This is a genomic window from Vibrio sp. 970, assembly GCF_033339075.1.
Genome location: NZ_JAWOTW010000328.1, coordinates 1 through 694, shown reverse-complemented (window position 1 = coordinate 694; position 694 = coordinate 1). Strand labels below are relative to the sequence as shown.

At 44.4% G+C, this 694-nt stretch carries 1 pseudogene; it reads right to left on the bottom strand.

Features of this window, described 5'->3' with window-relative positions:
• Positions 1-694: pseudogene (locus tag R7Q11_RS26465) on the bottom strand (sodium-dependent transporter); the annotation flags it as partial.

Sequence of the window (694 nt, the reverse complement as noted above, 5' to 3'; positions counted from 1 at the left end):
GATCAGTACGGTCATAAAGGCGTTGTTTGTGATGTCAGACTTTTCAGGCAAGTAGCTTGAGTAGGCCAACATGATTGCAAAGCCGATACTTAGGGTAAAGAAGATTTGACCATACGCGGCAGCCCACACTTTTACGTCCCAAATCTTGCTGAAATCGGGTTCGAACATATAGTTCACACCATCGAGTGCACCTGGTAGGAATACCATGCGACCGATCAGAAATAGAACCATCAAGAATAGGATTGGCATCATGATTTTTGATGCGCGTTCGATGCCGGACTTAACGCCACTTGCAATGGCAATGTAAGTAACAGCCCAAGCAATGGTCATCGCTATAGCAATTTTCCATTGAATACCGCCTAAGTTTGTTGGTGAGTTATCACCTAACTTTAGGTATTCGCTAAAGAAAAACGCGTTAGTGTCGGTTCCCCAACTTTGAGTAAACGACATACCAAAGTAAGAGATAGACCAACCAATTACCGCAACATAGTAAACGGCAATAACAGCAGCAACGCCAACTTGGAACCAGCCAAGCCATTCAAACTTCGAATGGATTTTTGCTAGTGTTTTCGGTGCTGAACCACGGTATTTCTGTCCCATACTGAACTCAAGGATCATGAATGGGATACCGGCGGTGATCATGGCAAAAAGGTAAGGAATAAAAAATGCGCCGCCACCGTTTTCGTAAGCCATG